Annotated in this window: 13 protein-coding genes; 5 read left to right on the forward strand and 8 right to left on the reverse strand. The window is 75.1% G+C overall.

Annotated features, from left to right (window positions below; all coding sequences use genetic code 11):
• The first annotated feature begins 272 nt into the window (after positions 1 to 272).
• Positions 273 to 1,202: an oxidoreductase gene (locus tag ACIF6F_RS03590; protein ID WP_399940698.1), complete on the forward strand. Its 930-nt coding sequence runs from the start codon at positions 273 to 275 to the stop codon at positions 1,200 to 1,202.
• 74 nt (positions 1,203 to 1,276) lie between these two features.
• Here ACIF6F_RS03590 and ACIF6F_RS03595 read toward each other — a convergent pair whose 3' ends face one another.
• On the reverse strand, positions 1,277 to 1,885 hold the full coding sequence (locus ACIF6F_RS03595) for an HIT family protein (RefSeq protein ID WP_399940701.1): 609 nt from the start codon (positions 1,883 to 1,885) through the stop codon (positions 1,277 to 1,279).
• A 113-nt stretch (positions 1,886 to 1,998) separates the two neighbouring features.
• Positions 1,999 to 2,475 (reverse strand): MarR family transcriptional regulator, encoded by a 477-nt coding sequence (locus ACIF6F_RS03600; protein ID WP_399940704.1) that lies wholly within the window; start codon positions 2,473 to 2,475, stop codon positions 1,999 to 2,001.
• A gap of 145 nt (positions 2,476 to 2,620) precedes the next feature.
• On the opposite strand from ACIF6F_RS03600, the gene ACIF6F_RS03605 reads away from it, so the two are divergent.
• A complete protein-coding gene (locus ACIF6F_RS03605) occupies positions 2,621 to 3,835 on the forward strand; it encodes an MFS transporter (RefSeq protein WP_399940707.1) in 1,215 nt (404 codons plus the stop codon).
• A gap of 122 nt (positions 3,836 to 3,957) precedes the next feature.
• A complete protein-coding gene (locus tag ACIF6F_RS03610; protein ID WP_399940710.1) occupies positions 3,958 to 5,019 on the forward strand; it encodes a phosphatidylinositol-specific phospholipase C domain-containing protein in 1,062 nt (353 codons plus the stop codon).
• Between the two features lie 14 nt (positions 5,020 to 5,033).
• On the opposite strand, the gene ACIF6F_RS03615 is transcribed toward ACIF6F_RS03610, so the two are convergent.
• From ACIF6F_RS03615 to ACIF6F_RS03625, 3 genes are all read right to left on the reverse strand, one after another.
• Positions 5,034 to 5,984: an HET-C-related protein gene (locus ACIF6F_RS03615; RefSeq protein ID WP_399940713.1), complete on the reverse strand. Its 951-nt coding sequence runs from the start codon at positions 5,982 to 5,984 to the stop codon at positions 5,034 to 5,036.
• 112 nt (positions 5,985 to 6,096) lie between these two features.
• Complete coding sequence (locus tag ACIF6F_RS03620) at positions 6,097 to 7,023, reverse strand: AEC family transporter (RefSeq protein WP_399940715.1); 927 nt, start codon at positions 7,021 to 7,023, stop codon at positions 6,097 to 6,099.
• Between the two features lie 76 nt (positions 7,024 to 7,099).
• Complete coding sequence (locus ACIF6F_RS03625; RefSeq protein WP_399940718.1) at positions 7,100 to 7,732, reverse strand: hypothetical protein; 633 nt, start codon at positions 7,730 to 7,732, stop codon at positions 7,100 to 7,102.
• 348 nt (positions 7,733 to 8,080) lie between these two features.
• On the opposite strand from ACIF6F_RS03625, the gene ACIF6F_RS03630 reads away from it, so the two are divergent.
• Positions 8,081 to 9,394 carry a phytase gene (locus tag ACIF6F_RS03630; protein ID WP_399940721.1) on the forward strand — a complete coding sequence of 438 codons (1,314 nt, stop codon included), beginning with the start codon at positions 8,081 to 8,083 and terminating at the stop codon, positions 9,392 to 9,394.
• 56 nt (positions 9,395 to 9,450) lie between these two features.
• Here ACIF6F_RS03630 and ACIF6F_RS03635 read toward each other — a convergent pair whose 3' ends face one another.
• From ACIF6F_RS03635 to ACIF6F_RS03645, 3 genes are read right to left on the reverse strand one after another with little or no spacing between them, the layout of a single operon-like run.
• Positions 9,451 to 11,883: a SpoIIE family protein phosphatase gene (locus ACIF6F_RS03635; protein ID WP_399940723.1), complete on the reverse strand. Its 2,433-nt coding sequence runs from the start codon at positions 11,881 to 11,883 to the stop codon at positions 9,451 to 9,453.
• On the reverse strand, positions 11,870 to 14,392 hold the full coding sequence (locus ACIF6F_RS03640; RefSeq protein ID WP_399940726.1) for a SpoIIE family protein phosphatase: 2,523 nt from the start codon (positions 14,390 to 14,392) through the stop codon (positions 11,870 to 11,872). The genes ACIF6F_RS03635 and ACIF6F_RS03640 overlap by 14 nt, the downstream gene beginning before the upstream one ends.
• Positions 14,393 to 14,413: 21 nt before the next feature.
• Entirely contained in the window at positions 14,414 to 15,328 is a 915-nt protein-coding gene (locus tag ACIF6F_RS03645) for an SDR family NAD(P)-dependent oxidoreductase (protein WP_399940729.1), read from the reverse strand.
• A 117-nt stretch (positions 15,329 to 15,445) separates the two neighbouring features.
• On the opposite strand from ACIF6F_RS03645, the gene ACIF6F_RS03650 reads away from it, so the two are divergent.
• Positions 15,446 to 16,108 carry a TetR/AcrR family transcriptional regulator gene (locus ACIF6F_RS03650; RefSeq protein ID WP_399940732.1) on the forward strand — a complete coding sequence of 221 codons (663 nt, stop codon included), beginning with the start codon at positions 15,446 to 15,448 and terminating at the stop codon, positions 16,106 to 16,108.
• Positions 16,109 to 16,136: the final 28 nt, after the last annotated feature.

The raw sequence follows: 16,136 nt of genomic DNA on the forward strand, positions 1-16,136 counted from the left end.
GAGCGGGACCCGACTCTACTGGCCCCTGACCTGCACGGGCGCTCCGGGCCCTGTGGCCGTCCTCACGCCGCCGGGGCCCGCGGGACCCGCCGGGGCGGCAAACCGGGACGGCCGGGGGCGGCACCCGCCACCGGAACCCGCATGGCGCTGTTACCGCCGGTAGCGGCATGATGCGGGTGTCGGGAACCGGGTTTCGGGAATCGGGTGGTCCCGGCGGCGGACCGGGGGAGGGTGCCCGGTCCGGTGCCGCGGCCGGAAGGAGAGTGCGGGCAATGGCGGCGTGGAGCGCGCAGGACATCCCCTCCCAGCGGGGGCGCACCGCGGTGGTCACCGGGGCCAACAGCGGCATCGGCTACGTGACCGCCCGCGAGCTGGCCCGGGCCGGGGCGCACGTCGTACTCGCCTGCCGCAGCCGGAGCAGGGGAGAGGCGGCCCTCGTCCGACTGCGCGCCGAAGTCCCCGGGGCGGACGTCGTGTTCGAGCCGCTCGACCTCGCGGACCTGTCCTCCGTACGGAAGTTCGCCGCCGGCCACGCCGACCGGCACCCCGGACTCGACCTGCTCGTCAACAACGCGGGCGTGATGGCCCTGCCGTACGGCCGCACCGCGGACGGCTTCGAGACGCAGTTCGGGGTCAACCACCTCGGCCACTTCGCGCTCACCGGACTGCTGATGCCCGCCCTGCTGCGCACCCGCGGGGCCCGGGTGGTCACCCTCTCCAGCGGCTTCCACGCCCTGTCCGACCTGGACCACGGCGACCTCAACGCCGAGCGCCGGTACCGCCGTTGGATCGCGTACGGCCGCTCCAAGACCGCCAATCTGCTCTTCGTCCACGAGCTGTCCCGGCGGCTTGCGGCGGCCGGCTCGGGCGTCGTCGCGGCCGCCGCCCACCCCGGCTACGCGGCCACGAACCTCCAGACGGCGGCCGCCCGGCAGGAGGGCCGCCGGGCCGCCGAGCGGATGATGGAGCTGGCCAACCGGGTCGTCGCCCAGCCCGCCGCGGCCGGAGCCCTGCCCAGCCTGTACGCCGCCACCGCGCCCGGGGTGGCCCCCGACGCCTTCATCGGGCCGAGACTGGGCTGGCGTGGGGCGCCCACCCGGTCCTGGCGGGCCGGATGGACGCTCGACGACGCCTCGGGCGAACGCCTCTGGGCCGCCTCCGAGGACCTCACCGGAGTCCGGTACGCGTCGCTGGACGCCTGACGGAACGTTTCGGCGAGGCGTCGGAGGGCCTCCCGGCCGCGGGGTGCGCGGCCCGCCTGCGAGCCCTTCCCCGCCTACACGTGCGCCGTGCCGCCCCCGGCCGCCAGCGCCCGCGCGATCCGCCGGTGCGTCTCCCGCCACTCCTCCAGGGGCACCTTGGGCAGCACGTCGCCCCACAGCGGCAGGCAGGTCCCGCGCAGCTGCAGCATGCCGGCCGGGCGTGCGAAGAACCACCAGTGCAGGTGCTCGGCCCCGTCGCCGTACCGGTTGACGTGGACCCGCGCGACGCCGCCCGCCGACATCACCGCCTGCTCCACCCGCTGGAGCACCGGGCCCAGCTCCGCGGCCCGCGCCGGGGGCATGTCCGCCAGGTCGAAGTGCGCGCGCGGCAGCAGCATCACCATCGCGGGCAGCCCCTCAGGATCGGCGAAGCCGCGTACCCACCAGTGCTCGTCGCTCCACAGGATGCCGTCGTACGCGCCGTCCGCCGACGGGCACACCTTGCAGGGCCGGTCCTCCTCGCCCTCCCGCGGGGGCTCGGGCAGCACGGGCTCGTCCAGCACCTTGATCCGGAGGTCCCCCTCGTAGGGGAACACCTCCCAGAACGGTATGCCGCCCTCGGGCATCGGGATGCGCTCTCCGAGGGGCAACCGCTTGACGAATTCACTGGGTTCGACAGTCATGGCCGCAGCCTCGCACACCGTAGGCGGGGGCCCTTTCCCGACCCGCCCCGGCGTTCCCCGCCCCCCGGCGTCCCCGGGCCCCCGGCCCCTTCCCATGTCAGCCGCGCGCCGCGTCAGCCGCGCGCCGCGCCCGCCGCGGCCGCCCCCACCGCGCCCAGTGCCTCCACCAGCGGCGCCAGCTCGGGACGGGTGGCGGCCTCCGTCAGGGCCTCGTGCAGCGCGGCCCCGTTCGTGGGCCGGGCCTCCGCCAGCAGGGCCGCGCCCGCCTCGCTCACCTCGGTGTAGATCCCGCGCCGGTCGGTGGGGCACAGGTAGCGGGAGAGCAGCCCGCGCTCCTCCAGCCGCGTGACCAGGCGGGTCGTTGCGCTCTGGCTGAGGACGACGGCGTCGGCGACCTGCTTCATCTGCAGGTGCCCGCCGGGTCCGTCGTGCTGCCGGCTGAGCACGTCCAAGAGGGAGAACTCGCGCACGCTGAGCCCGTGGCCGGCCTGCAGGGCCCGCTCCAGGTGGGCCTCGATCCGGCCGTGCAGCAGCGACAGCGCGCACCAGCCCTGGGCCAGGCCGGTCAGCGAGGCGTCCGTGGCGGTCATCGGGCGCTCCTCTCCTCCTCCGTACGACGTCACCCCCAATGTACCGCGCTTGCAAATAACCCGCGTCTGCAACTATTGTGGACGCTCGTTAACGGCTCCTGCAATGAATCGCACGCACCGCACTCCCGGGAAGGCCCCTCCTCCCATGCCCCTCGCCCTCCTCGCCCTCGCGATCGGTGCCTTCGGCATCGGCACCACCGAGTTCGTGATCATGGGGTTGCTCCCCGAGGTCGCCGCCGACTTCGGCGTCACCATCCCCGCCGCCGGACTGCTCGTGACCGGCTACGCCCTCGGTGTCGTGGCCGGGGCCCCGCTGATGACCGCCCTCGGCACCAGGGTCCCGCGCAAGCGGATGCTCATGCTGCTGATGGGCCTGTTCGTCGCGGGCAACCTGCTCTCCGCCCTCGCGCCCGCCTTCGGCGTCATGCTCGCGGGCCGCATCGTCGCCTCCCTCGCCCACGGCGCCTTCTTCGGCATCGGCTCCGTCGTCGCGGCGGGCCTCGTCGCCCCGGCCAGGCGGGCCGGGGCCATCGCCCTGATGTTCACGGGCCTGACCGTCGCCAACGTCGTCGGCGTGCCCCTCGGCACCTTCCTCGGGCAGCGTGCGGGCTGGCGCGTCACCTTCCTCGTCGTCGCGGCCCTCGGCGTGGTCGGACTGCTCGGCATCGCCCGGCTGGTCCCCGAGCTGCCCCGCCCCGAGGGCGTGCGGCTCCGCCACGAGCTGGCGGCCTTCCGCAACGTCCAGGTGCTGCTCGCCATGGCGATGACCGTGCTCGGGTTCGGCGGCGTCTTCGCGGCCATCACCTACATCGCCCCGATGCTGACCGGGGTCACCGGCTTCGCCGGCTCCTCCGTCACCTGGCTCCTGGTCCTGTTCGGCCTCGGCATGGTCGGCGGCAACCTCGTCGGCGGCCGGTTCGCCGACCGCGCCCTGATGCCGATGCTGTACGCGAGCCTCGGCGCCCTCGCCGTGACGCTGGCCCTGTTCACCGTCACCGCCCACCACAAGGCGGCCGCCGCCGTCACCCTCGCCCTCGTCGGCGCCCTCGGCTTCGCGACCGTACCGCCCCTCCAGAAGCGGGTCCTCGACCAGGCCGCCGGCGCCCCCACCCTCGCCTCCGCCGTCAACATCGGCGCCTTCAACCTCGGCAACGCCCTGGCCGCCTGGCTCGGCGGCCTGGTGATCTCCGCCGGGTACGGGTACACGGCCCCCGACTGGGTGGGCGCCGCCCTCGCCGCGGCCGCCCTGGCCCTCGCCCTGCTGTCCGGCGCCCTGGAACGGAGGGACACCCGTACCCGTAGCCGCGTGGTCGCCCAACATCAGCCCGCAGAAACGGACTTGGCAGCAAACGGCCGCTGACGCAAGCCCCCCGGACACGGCGGGAACCCGCCGTACTGATCGGTAACCCGACGTCTTCCCCACGGCCACCCAACTCCCCTACGCTCCCCCCTCGTTGACCGACGAGCGAGGGGAGCGCTGGTATGCGGAGACTGGTACGCACGGGAGCGGCACTGGCGGGACTGGCCCTGGCCGTGGGCGCCCTGACCGCGGCACCGGCCGGCGCCGCGGTCCACAAGGCGTCCGCGGAGGCGTCCGCGGACCAGGCCTACTCGGCCTCCACCGGGGTCGGCGTCCACAACGCCTACGAGAAGTCGAAGTTCCCCTACCTCGCCGACGCCCTGGACTCCGGCGCGGCCATGCTCGAACTCGACGTGTGGACCAACTTCTTCGGCAGTTCCTGGCGGGTCTCGCACAGCAACCCCTTCGGCAACGACAACAACTGCGAGAACGCCACCAGCCCCGCCCAGCTGCGCACCAAGTCCCGCAACCAGAACCTCGCGGGCTGCCTCTCCGACCTGCGCGCCTGGCACGACGGGCACCCCGGCCACCGGCCCGTGCTCATCAAGATGGAGCTGAAGGACGGCTTCGCGTCCAACCTGAGCCGGGGCCCCGCCCAGCTCGACGCGCTGCTCACCGCAAAGCTGGGCGACGCGCTCTACCGGCCCGCCGAGCTGGCCGCCGGGTACCCCGACCTCGACGCGGCCGTGCAGGCGCGCGGCTGGCCCGCCCGCTCCGCCCTGGCCGGGAAGTTCGTCGTCGAGCTGATCCCCGGCACCGTCGAGCAGGACAACCCCAACGACACCCTCTGGACCGACCGCGAGTACGCCCAGTACCTGCGCGACCTCGCCGGCGCGGGCCGCCTCGGCCAGGCCGGCGTCTTCCCGGCGGTCCTCCGCGCCGCCGCCGGCGACCCGCGCACCCGCTACGCCGACGCCTCGATCCGCCCTTGGTTCGTGGTCTTCGACGGCGACGCCAACGCCTACGTCACCGGCACGGCCGACGCCGCCTGGTACGACCAGCGGCACTACCTCCTGGTGATGACCGACGCGGCGGGCGTGGCCCCCGCCATCGACGGCACCCGCCCCACGGAGGCGCAGGCCCTGGACCGGGTGAACCTCCTGGCCCGCGGCCACGCCAGCATCATCTCCGCGGACTGGTACCCGCTGCCCAGGGTCCTGTCCACGGTCGTCCCCCGCGGCTGACCGGGCCGACGGGGTCAGCGGCAGCTCTCCCACGGCGTGTCGTGGACCAGGGCGCAGACCATCAGCTCGCCCCGCCCGCCCGGATAAGCGGTCCGCAGCTCCTCCTGGAAGTCCGCCCACTGGCGCCCGATCCCCTCCTGGGCCAGCACCGCGGCCCGGTCGAAGTTGTGCTCGGCCCGGGTGCGCGGCATGCCCCGGAAGTCCTTCGCCAGGTCGGCGTGGCCGACCCGGCCCGCGCAGTCCTGCTCGACGCCGGCCGAGTCCAGGTCCTCGTAGCAGCCGGTGGTCAGCTCGTCCGGCGCTCTCTGGACGATGTCCCGGCGGACGGCGGCGTCGCTCATGTGCGCGTAGCGCGAGAACGCGAAGAACGGCGCGACCTCCCGCCGCTCCAGCCCCGCCGGGTTCGTGATGCCCAGGGACCCGGACCCGGCCACGTCCGCCCAGTTGCTGTGCGCGTAGAAGTCCTCCACGGCGTGCCAGGCCAGCCCGAGGTGCCGGATCACCTCGCACTTGGCCCGCCGGTTCGGCCCGTTCCAGACACAGTCGGTACGCAGCTCGGTCTGGCTCTCGGGCACCCGGCCGTGCTCGTCGACGAGCCCGTCCGCCGCCGCCACGGCCGCCTCGAACTGCGCCAGCGCCCCGGTGGCGCAGGCCGTCAGCTCGGTGTTGCGGTCCTCGATCGTGCGCGGGTACGTGCCGTCCGGGAACCAGTCGGCGTTGTCGCAGTGCATCGGCCCCTGGTGCCGGAAGGCCGGGTCGACGTCACTCGCGACCACCGCGCCCCGCACCGGGCTCGCGATCTGGTCCTCGGTGAGCGGCTGCCACGGCAGCGCGGCCCGGGTGATCTCCGCATGGTTGCCCAGCGTGTACGCCCCCGCCGGGGCCGGCACGGCGAGCGTCAGGGCCACCGACGACGCGCAGGCCAGCAGCAGGACCCCTCGCCCCCGCCGGCGGCTTCCGGACATGGCAGGTCACTCCTCGGGCACGCCGCACCGGGCCCGCCCGGTGCCGGCGTGCTCAGAATGGCACCGTTCCCGCGCCCCCGCGACTCACCCGTCCGGCCGAACGGGCCCGGTCTCAGGCCAGCAGCCAGGCGATCGCCGTCAGGGACGCCATCGAGCAGAGCGTGGACAGCAGGACGGTGTCCCTGGCCAGATCGGTGTCCAGCCGGTACTCGGAGGCGAAGAGGAAGGCGTTCTGGGCCGTCGGCAGCCCGGCCACCAGCACCACCGACAGCAGCGCGTGCCCGTCGAGCCCGAACGCCCAGCGCCCCAGCGCGTACGCGAGGAGCGGCTGCCCCACCACCTTCAGCGTGACCAGCACCCCCCGTTCGGCCCGGCCCCCGGCGTCCGGCCGCACCCGGGCGTGCAGGGACATCCCGAGGGCGAACAGCGCTGCCGGCACGGCCGCCCCGCCCAGCAGTTGCAGGGGCCCGGTCACCTCGTGCGGCAGCGGAAGGCCCAGCGCCGCCACCGCCAGCCCGCACCCCGAGGCCGCCACGATCGGGTTCCGGAACGGCAGCTTCAGCAGCGCCAGCCAGCGCTCCCGCGTCCCGCGCCGGGTCCCGAGGTCGATCAGCGTGAGGATCAGCGGAGTGATCAGCAGGGTCTGGAAGAGCGCCGCCGCCACCAGGAACGAGGTGTCCTTCAGCACGTGCACGGCCACCGGGATGCCCAGGTTCGCCGAGTTCACGTACGCGGCGGCCATCGCTCCGATCGCCCGCTCGCCGGGCCCGCGCCGGAACACCCGGTGCCCCAGCACCAGTCCCGCCGCGAACACGGCCAGCAGGCTGAGCGCGAAGACGAGCACCCCGGGCTGGAACAGGTCGCCGACCCGGGACCTGGACATCGTCAGGAACAGCAGCGCCGGCATGGCGAAGGTGAACGCGAACCGGCCCAGCACCCCCTGCGCGTGCGGCCCGAGGACGTCGAAGCGCCCGGCCGCCCACCCCACGGCGGTGATGGACCAGATCGGCAGGAAGCCCGCGAGCACCGTCCCCGTCACGGCGCCCAGTATCGATCACCCGTGGCGGAACCCGGTGGGCAGGTCCCGCCACGGTGCTTTTCGGAGGTCCCCCGGGTCAGGGCGTGAAGACCTGGTCCAGCTGGTGGATCGCCCCGTCCTTGCCCAGGCTGTACCTGAAGACCAGGCCCGAGTTCGGGTGCGCCTCCAGCCAGTCGAGGAACTCCTGGACGCCGATCTTCTGGTTCTCGGTGGACTCCACGATCGGGGTGACCACCGTGATGGACGCGGCCTGGTCGAGCGGGATGAAGGTCTCGACCCCCACCGTCTCGAACGGCGCCCCGTCCGAGTCCGGCGTCCCGCAGCCCCAGTTGCCGTGCCGCACGATCAGGCTCAGGAACCCGCCCTCGGGCGTGTACCGGTACACCGCGATCTCGTCCGGGGAGATCGGCATCTTGTGGTCGCAGGACGGGGTCGCCCCCGGCTTGGCCGTGGCGGGCGCCTTCGGCTTCCCGGCCGGGGCCTTCGGCGGCGCGGTGGTCGAGGCCGGCTTGCCCTCGGCGGTCGGCTTCGCGTCGGGGGTGGCGCTCGCCGTCCCGCCGGGCGCCACGGGCGCGGAGGCGGCGGGCTTCCCGGGCGCGGGGGCCTTCGGCGCCCCGGCGGCGTCCCCGTCGCCCTTGCAACCGGTCAGCACCAGCGCACCGCACAGTGCCGCCGTCGCGAACACCGCTCTCCGACCGCTCCGCTTCATGTCACGTCTCCCCTGCGCGAGGTGCCGCCGAGCGGCAGCCGTTGAACCTCGGGGAGGAAAGTAGCGTGGCCGGATCCCGCAGGGTAACGCCGTCCGCCCGTTCGTCACGGATCCGCGATCGCGCTGTTGCCGATCGGGGAACTCCCGGAGGCCGCGGGGACATTCGAGGGCCCGGCGGAGATCCGGCCCGAACCCCGGCGCAGGCCCCGCGCGTGCCCGCCCCGGCACACCGCCCCGGGTGTTCACCATGCGGACGGTCCCCGGCCGGACCGCGTAGGCCCGCCCGCCGCCTCCCCGTTCGATTCTCTCGCCCGATCTGCGTGTTCCTGACAGTCGGGAGACCCCCTCATGACCAAGCCCCGTCCCGTCCGTACGGCGGCCCTCGTCCTCACCTCGGCCCTCGCCGTGCTCGCCGCCGTCGTCCCCGCCCAGGCCCAGCCCGGCCCGGCCGGCGCCGCCGGCGCCCTGCCCGTGGTGACCCCCCGCGCCGAGACCGCGACGCTGTACGACGACGAGGCCGGCGGCAACGCCAACGCCGACGACCCGGCGATCTGGCGCAACCCGTCCGACCCCGACCGCAGCCTGGTCATCGCCACCGCCAAGGAGGGCGGCCTGCGCGTCTACGACCTCGACGCCCGCACCGTCCAGAAGATCACCCCGCCCTCCACCGGCCGGCCCGACGACGCCCCCGGCCGCTTCAACAACGTCGACCTGGTGCACGGCCTGCGCCTGTCCACCGGCCGGGCCGACCTGGCCGTCACCACCGACCGCGGCAACGACCGCCTCCGCTTCCACCGCATCGCCCCCGGCCACCGCGGCGGCCCGCTCGTCGACGTCACCGACAAGGCCGTTCCGCCGGTCTTCAACCGCGACCAGGACCAGATCAACGACCAGCGCACCGTCTACGGCCTGGCCACCTGGACCGACCCGCGCACCGGCCGCTCGTACGCCCTGGTCAGCCGCCGCGAGCGGACCCGCGTCGCCCTGCTGGAGCTGCGCCCGACCGCCACCGGCACCGTCACCTACCGCACCGTCCGCACCCTCGACCTGCCCTCCTCCTTCCGGCTCCCCAACGGCAAGACCTGGCGCCCCTGCGGAGAGCCCGGCGAACTGCCGCAGATCGAGGGCATGGTGGTGGACCCGCTGAACGGCATGCTCTACGCGGGCCAGGAGGACGTGGGCATCTGGCGCATCAGCGCCGACCTCAAGGGCACCCCCAAGCTGATCGACAAGGTGCGCGACTACGGCGTGCCGGCCACGTACGACGAGGACACCGAGGAGTGCACGCCCGGCGCCGACCCCGGCTACGGCGGCAAGCACCTCACCGCCGACGTCGAGGGCCTGACCCTGGTCCGCCGCGGCGGCCACGGCTACCTGCTGGCCTCCAGCCAGGGCGACAACACCTTCGCCCTGTACGACCGGGACGTCGCCGACCGCAACGCCTACCGCGGCGGCTTCCGCATCGGCGCCCGCAACTCCGTGCTCGACGGCTCCGAGGTCTGCGACGGCGCCGCGGCCTTCACCGGCCCGCTCGGCCGCCGCTACCCGCGCGGACTCCTCGTCGTCCAGGACGGCCAGGCCACCCCGGCCCCGGCCGGCCGGGAGGCCACCGGCTTCAAGTTCGTGGACCTCGGCACCGTGCTGGACGCCGTCCGCCGCTGACCCGCGCCGGGCACGCCCCCGCCCCGCCGGCCAGCCGGCCGGGCGGGACCGCGCGCCTACCCCGGCCAGGACCTCCGCAGCGAGGGCGTCTTGACGAACGGCAGCGCCTGTTCCGCCCAGATGGTCTTGCCCGAGGAGGTGTACCGGGTGCCCCACTGCTGGGTCATCTGGGCGATCAGGAACAGGCCCCGGCCGCCCTCGTCGTCACCCGACGCGCGCCGCAGGTGCGGCGAGGTGTGGCCGGTGTCGGACACCTCGCAGATCAGCGTCTGGTCCCGGATCAGCCGCAGCTGCACCGGGCCCGACGCGGCGTACCGCACCGCGTTCGTGACGAGCTCGCTCACCACCAGCTCGGTGGTGAACGCGAGCTCGTCCAGGCCCCATTCGGAGATCTGCCGGACGGCCAGCGCACGGGCCCGGCCCACCGAGCGCGGATCCGGCTCCAGCTCCCACACGGCCACCTGGTGCGAGCCGAGGGTGTGCGTACGGACCAGCAGCAGCGCCGCGTCGTCGTCCACCGGGCGGGGCAGCAGCGTGGCCACCGTCTCGTCGCACAGCTCGTCCAGCGGCCGGCCGTGGTGGGCCAGCACCCGGCGCAGCGCGTCCAGCTGCACGTCCACGTCCCGGTCCCGCCCCCGCACCAGGCCGTCGGTGAAGAGCGCCAGCAACGAGCCCCGGGGCAACTGGAGTTCGGCCGACTCGAAGGGCAGCCCGCCCAGGCCGAGCGGCGGCCCGGCCGGCAGGTCGGGGAACCTGACGGCACCGGTCGCCGGGTCCACCACGGCCGGCAGCGGGTGCCCGGCCCGGGCCATCGAGCAGGTCCCGGCCACCGGGTCGTACACCGCGTACAGGCAGGTGACGCCCAGGGCCTCGTCGTCGGGCACGGACTCGCCGTCGACCAGCACCGCGGCCCGCTCGTTGGCGGCCTGCGCCACCAGGTCGTCCAGCCGGGAGAGCAGCTCGTCGGGGGCCAGGTCCAGCCGCGCCAGCGCCCGTACGCTGGTCCGCAGCCGGCCCATGGTCGCGGCGGCCCGCAGCCCGTGCCCCACCACGTCGCCGACCACCAGCCCGACCCGGGTGCCGGACAGGGCGATCACGTCGAACCAGTCGCCGCCCACCCCGGCCTTGCTGTCCGCCGGCAGGTAGCGGTAGGCCAGCTCCACCGCCGTCAGCCGGGGCAGGATCCGCGGCAGCAGACTGCGCTGGAGCATCAGGGCGGCGGTGTGCTCGCGGGTGTAGCGGCGGGCGTTGTCGACGCACATCGCGACCCGCGCCACCAGCTCCTCGGCGACGGCCAGTTCTCCGGAGTCGAAGGCGTTCACGCGGTGCTCCCACGTGAAGGTGACCACCCCGAGCACGCTCGCCTCGGCGCGCAGCGGCACCGCCAGCCGCGCCCGCCCGCCCCCGGCGGCGCCGTTCTCGCCGTCCGCCACGCCGTCCTCGCGCACCGGCAGGCCGGTGGCCAGCGCCCGCGCCTGCGGACCGTCCGGGAGCAGGGCGATCCGCTGCGGTTCCTCGCCCGCGCCCACCCGGACCAGCGGCCCGTGGAGCGTGGCGCCGGGGGTGGGCCGGTCGCCCTCCAGCACCTCGGCCAGCAGGTCCACCACCAGGTCGTCCGCGAAGCTCGGCACGGCCACGGCCGCGAGCTCCCGTGCGGTGCGGGCCATGTCGAGGCTGAGGCCGACGCTGCCCCCGGCCCGGACCAGCAGGTCGAGCCGCTGCTGGGCGAGGTACCGCTCGGTGATGTCCACCGACTCCTCGCAGACGCCGAGGGGGGTGCCGGCGGCGTCCTGGAGGCGGTAGTACGAGCAGGACCAGACGCGTTCGCGGTCCGGGTCGACCGGCGCGCGGCCGCGGTAGTGCAGGTCGATCACGGGCTGCCCGGACTCCAGCACCCCGCGCAGCGTCTCGGTGAGGGTGGGCGGGCTGTCCGGGGTGAGGACGCGGCCGTCGCCCACCATCTCGTCCGGGCCCTGGCCGACGTACTGCGAGTTGCCCATCTCCTCGCACAGCGCCTGGTTCGTCCAGACCACCTTCAGGCCGGTGTCGTAGATGGCGAGGCCGACGGGGGACTGGGTGACCAGGCCGCGCAGCATCGACTGGAGCGCCTCCCACTGCTCGCTCTCGTCGGCGTCGGCCATTGCCATCAGCCGCGCGGGGGCGGCGTCCTCGGTGTTCAGCGGCAGCACGGCGAGGCTGACCCGGACGGTGTGGCCGTCGCGGTGCCGCAGTACGGCGGTCCGCCGGGCGCGGCCGGGGAGGGCGTCCAGGGGCACGGGGGCGCCGGCCTCCTGGGCGACGTACCGCGCCACGGGCCGGCCGAGCACCTCGGCGGGGGAGTAGCCGAGCAGCTCCTCGGCCGCCGCGCTCCAGCCCAGGACGGTGCCGCCGGCGTCGATCACGGCGGTGGCGGCGCGGGAGACGTCCAGCGGGCCGCGCGGGTCCTCGTCGCGCCCGTACCGGGCCGGGCCGCGGTCAGGGTCGTCCACTGCGGTCACCTCCCCCGGTCCCGGCGTCCTCCCGGCGGGCGGCGAGCAGCAGGGCGATGTCGTCGGGCCGGTCGTCGACCTGGCCGGCCTCGCCGATGAGCCGGTCCGCGGTGGCGGCGAGGGAGTCCTGCCCGGCCTCGGCGAGCGCGCGGCGCAGGCGTTCGATGCCGAGGTCGATGTCGGTGCCGGGCTGTTCGACCAGGCCGTCGGTGAACAGGGCCAGGACGGCGCCGGGTTCGAGGCGCAGCTCGGTCATCGGGTACTCGGCCGCCACGTCGATGCCGAGCACCACCCCGCCCGCCAGGTCGAGTTCCTCGGTGATGCCGTCGGGGTGGCGGACCAGCGGCTGGGGGTGGCCGGCCCGGACCGCCTGGGCGCGCCCGTCGGAGGGGTCGAGGACCACGTAGAGGCAGCTGGCGAACTGGCCCGGGTCGAGGTCGATCAGCAGTCGGTTGGTACCGGTCATCACCTCGCGCGGGTCGTGCCCGCTGAGGGAGAAGGCGCGTACGGCACTGCGCAGCTGGCCCATGGTGGCGGCCGCGTTGACGCCGTGGCCCTGGACGTCTCCGATGACCAGGGCCAGCAGGCCGTGGTCGGTCTCGATGACGTCGTACCAGTCGCCGCCGACGTCCATCCCCTGGGTGCCGGCCAGGTAGCGGCCCACGGTGTCGACGTTGGGCCGAACGGGAAGCCGGTGCGGCAGCAGCGCGTCCTGGAGCCCGCGGGCGACGGCCGACTCGGTGTCGTACCGCTGGGCGCGCTGGAGGGCCTGGGCGATCAGCCCGGCGAGGGCGGTGAGCACGGTCCGCTCCTCGGGGCTGAAGCCGCGCGGCTTGTCGAAGCCGAGGATGCAGGAGCCGACCGGGCGGCCGGAGGCGATCAGCGGCAGGAAGGCGCGGGCGCCGACGTGCGAGTCCAGCGGGATGCCCGGGTAGGCGGCGGCGAGGTGCTCCATCGACTCGAAGAACAGCGGGCGGCCGGTGGTGAGCGTCTCCACGCCCGGCAGGCGGGTGTCGAGCGCGACCCCGTCGAAGCGGTCGAGGAAGCCCTGCGGGAAGCCGGTCTCCCAGGCGAGGTACAGGTGCCGTTCGTTGAGGAGGTAGATGGCCAGCTGGCGGCCGCCGAAGGCGGGCAGCAGCTCCTCGGTGACCACGGCCGAGACCTGGCGGGCGGTGATGGCCTCGGTGAGCGCGATGGCCAGGGCCACCGGCCGGTACAGCGCCGCGGCCCGGTCGGCGGGGGAGCCGAGGCTGCTGCCGGGGCTGACCACGGAGCCGGGCGCGTACGCGGGGTGCTCGGCGGCGGACAGCAGGACGGTCACGCCGCCGGGGGAGGGGTGCAGCGAGACGGAGACCCATTCGGCGGTGCCGCGGCGGGCCAGGAAGTGCACCGGGTCGTGCGAGAGGAACACGGCGCGGAAGAAGTCCTCGTACGCGGCGTTGGCGAACCAGGGCAGCGCCTCCCACAGCACCTCGCCGGTCAGTTCCTCGCGGGCGCGGCCGAGCAGGGCCTCGGCGCTGTCGTTGACGTAGCCGACCCGGCCGAGCCGGTCCAGGCAGAGCAGGGCCTGCGGCAGCCGGTCGGTGGCCTCGCCGGCGACGGGGCCGCCGTGCAGGTCGAGGAGCACGCCGGTCAGGGGGGCGCCGGGCGCCTCGGGGGCGGAGAGCTCCAGCAGCCGCATGCCGCCCCGGGGGCCGCGGAGCCGGATGCGGCGGGAGCCCTCGCCCGGGGACTCGGCCAGCCGGCGGGCCGCCACCCGGAGGCCGTACGCGTCCTCGGGCGCCCAGCCCTCGGTGAGCGCGTCGACGGTGCCGGGGAAACGGCCGGGGGAGGGGCGGCCGCGGCGGCCGCGCCCGGCGCCGCGGGCCAGGTCGGCGCGGAGGTCGGGGTCGGGGGTGACCTCGTCGGTGGCCGGGTCCCAGGCGAAGCGGCCGACGCGGGCGGGCGGGGCGGGGCTGCCCGGGGGCTGGACGGTGACGGGCTCGGCCTCCCACTCCACGCTCCCTCCCTCGTCCGCCAGGGCCGCGAGGGCGGCGCCGAGCCGGTCGGCGGCCCGGTGCAGGCGGCGCCGGTGGGCATGGCTGACGGGGATGCCGGGGGTGGCCGGGCGGAGCACCATCAGGACGCCGTACTTCTCGCCGCGGGCGGTGACCGGCTCGAAGAGCGAGCCGAAGGGGTACGGCAGCCCCGCCATCAGCTGCGGGAAGCGGCGCATGGCCTCGTCCGGGTCGGCGAGGTGGACCGGCATGCCGGAGCGGTGGGCCTCCGCGACGGGGAACGGGCGGTTCATGTGCATCCGCCACCAGGGCCGGAAGAGGGGGCCGGGCAGCCCGGCGAGCACTGCCAGCCGGAGGAGCTCTGCCGTCCCCGACCGCAGGTACACGCCGCCGGCGTACCCGCCCACGGACTCGATGGCGCCCACGACGGCATGGGCGAGCACCAGGGCCAGTCCGTCCGGAGCCCGTCCGTTCACACAGACAGCATGCTCCCGTTCCGGCGCCCCGCGCATCTCGCGCGCATCTCGCGCGGGTCACGCGGGGTCGCCGGAGGCGGGCCCGGCGGCCGGCACGGGCACCTGCTCGGCCGGTACGGGCGCGGGCACGGCCCGCTCCGCGGCCCGGCTGGTCTCCTCCCAGGCGGCCCAGGTGTCCATCCGCCGCCGGGCGACGTCGAAGGCCAGGTCGTACACCATGGAGCCGAGCAGCAGCCGCAGCGGCGGCTCCTCGGCGCCGACGAGCGCGAGCACGGCGTCGGCGGCGAGGCGGGGCTCGCTGTCGACGGACCCCTCCGCCCATTGGGCCTCCAGTTCGGCGCGCAGGGGGGCGTACGCGTCCAGCGGCGCGGCCGCGTGCATCGAGGTGTAGAGGTCGGTCCAGTAGCCACCGGGCTGGACGATGCTCACCTTGACGCCGAACGAGGCCGCCTCCATGGCCAGGGCCTCGCTCATGCCCTCCAGGGCGAACTTGCTGGCGCTGTACAGCCCGGTGGCCGGGAAGGCGGCGACGCCGCCGATGCTGGAGATCTGGACGATGTGGCCGGCCCTGCGCTCCCGCAGGTGCGGCATGACGGCCTGGCAGACCCACAGGGCGCCGAAGAAGTTCACCTCCATCTGGGCGCGGGCCTCGGCCTCGGTGAACTCCTCGGTCATGCCCATCGACAGGGTGCCGGCGTTGTTGACGACCACGTCGAGCTGCCCGAAGTGGCCGACGGCGTCGGCGACCGCGGCGAACACCGCGGCGCGGTCGGTGACGTCCGCGGTGAGGACCCGTACCCGGCCCGGGTGGGCGGCGGCGAGCTCGTCGAGTGCGGAGGTGGTGCGGGCGAGTGCGGCGACGGAGTCGCCCGCGGCCAGGGCGGCCTGGGCGAAGGCCCGGCCCAGGCCGCGGCTGGCGCCGGTGACGAACCAGACGCGGGGGGCGGCGGGGCGGGCGGTGGCGCGGGTCATGCGATCTCCTCGCTCGAATGAGACGAGACGGTCCGTCTCGCCTTGATGTGATGACTATGAGCCCCTTCGGGCGCACTGTCAAGACGGACCGTCTCGTCTCTTTGCTAAGGTCCCGCCATGACCCCAGCGAAGAACGCCCCGGGCGGCGCGAAGGGTGCCCCCAGCGCCGCGCGCCGCAGCGAGGCCTCCCGGCGCGCCATCCTCACCGCCGCCGTCGAACTCGCCGGCGAGGTCGGGTACGCGAAGCTCGGCATCGAGGCCATCGCCGCCCGGGCCGGCGTCGGCAAGCAGACCATCTACCGCTGGTGGCCCTCCAAGGGCGCCGTACTGCTCGACGCGGTGCTGATGCTGAGCGGCGCCGAGGCCGGGGCGGGCGGGGGAGTGGCCGACGGAGCGGCCGAGGAGGGGGCGACCGGGCTGCCGGACACCGGGGACCTGGAGGCCGATCTGAAGGCGGTGCTGCGCGCCACCGCCGCCGAGCTGGCCGACCCGGCCTTCGACGGCGTGCTGCGCGCGCTCACCACCGAGGTCATCAACGATCCGGCGCTGGCCGACGCGTACGCCGAGCGGCTCCAGGCGCCGCTGCACGCGATGAAGCGCGGCCGCCTGGTGGCCGCCCGGGAGGCGGGGCAGCTCGCCGAAGACGTCGACCTCGACGTCGCCGTCGACCTGATCTGGGGCCCGCTGACCAACCGCTGGCTCCAGCGCGGCGGTCCCCTCACCGCCGAGTACGCCGACCGCGTCGTCGAGACCGCTCTCCGCGGCCTGCGCCCGGCGTGACCCGGCGGCCGCTTCCCGAGGTCGGGGC

Origin of the sequence: Streptomyces sp. NPDC086023 (assembly GCF_044540325.1) — a bacterium.
In the GTDB taxonomy this organism is placed as follows: domain Bacteria; phylum Actinomycetota; class Actinomycetes; order Streptomycetales; family Streptomycetaceae; genus Streptomyces.

Coding starts and splice junctions, on each gene's coding strand:
- ACIF6F_RS03590 (WP_399940698.1), top strand. CDS start 273: ATGGCGGCGTGGAGCGCGCAGGACATCCCCTCCCAGCGGGGGCGCACC.
- ACIF6F_RS03595 (WP_399940701.1), bottom strand. CDS start 1,885: ATGACTGTCGAACCCAGTGAATTCGTCAAGCGGTTGCCCCTCGGAGAG.
- ACIF6F_RS03600 (WP_399940704.1), bottom strand. CDS start 2,475: ATGACCGCCACGGACGCCTCGCTGACCGGCCTGGCCCAGGGCTGGTGC.
- ACIF6F_RS03605 (WP_399940707.1), top strand. CDS start 2,621: ATGCCCCTCGCCCTCCTCGCCCTCGCGATCGGTGCCTTCGGCATCGGC.
- ACIF6F_RS03610 (WP_399940710.1), top strand. CDS start 3,958: ATGCGGAGACTGGTACGCACGGGAGCGGCACTGGCGGGACTGGCCCTG.
- ACIF6F_RS03615 (WP_399940713.1), bottom strand. CDS start 5,984: ATGTCCGGAAGCCGCCGGCGGGGGCGAGGGGTCCTGCTGCTGGCCTGC.
- ACIF6F_RS03625 (WP_399940718.1), bottom strand. CDS start 7,732: ATGAAGCGGAGCGGTCGGAGAGCGGTGTTCGCGACGGCGGCACTGTGC.
- ACIF6F_RS03630 (WP_399940721.1), top strand. CDS start 8,081: ATGACCAAGCCCCGTCCCGTCCGTACGGCGGCCCTCGTCCTCACCTCG.
- ACIF6F_RS03640 (WP_399940726.1), bottom strand. CDS start 14,392: ATGCGCGGGGCGCCGGAACGGGAGCATGCTGTCTGTGTGAACGGACGG.
- ACIF6F_RS03645 (WP_399940729.1), bottom strand. CDS start 15,328: ATGACCCGCGCCACCGCCCGCCCCGCCGCCCCCCGCGTCTGGTTCGTC.
- ACIF6F_RS03650 (WP_399940732.1), top strand. CDS start 15,446: ATGACCCCAGCGAAGAACGCCCCGGGCGGCGCGAAGGGTGCCCCCAGC.